The organism is Methylobacterium sp. WL7 (assembly GCF_008040085.1).
Classification (GTDB): domain Bacteria; phylum Pseudomonadota; class Alphaproteobacteria; order Rhizobiales; family Beijerinckiaceae; genus Methylobacterium; species Methylobacterium mesophilicum.
On record NZ_VRVG01000404.1, the window covers coordinates 1 to 254 of the forward strand.

Annotated in this window: 1 protein-coding gene; it reads right to left on the reverse strand. The window is 74.8% G+C overall.

Annotated elements, in window-relative coordinates:
- A partial coding sequence (locus tag FV233_RS29990) for a methyl-accepting chemotaxis protein (protein WP_246690153.1) occupies positions 1–254 on the reverse strand: 254 nt, incomplete at both ends.

Genomic DNA, 254 nt, shown 5'->3' on the forward strand with positions numbered 1-254 from the left:
GGTCTCGGTCACGGCGCGGGTGCCGCTGGCAGCCTCGGCGATGCTGCGGGCGATCTCCTGGGTGGCGACCTGCTGCTGCTCCACGGCCGCCGCCACGCCGAGCGCGATACCGTGGACCTGCTCGATCGGGCCGCCGATCTCGTCCGTGGCCCGGGCGGTCTGGGTCGCCAGGGCCTTCACCTCGGTGGCGACCACGGCGAAACCACGCCCCGACTCGCCAGCCCGGGCCGCCTCGATCGTGGCGTTGAGGGCGA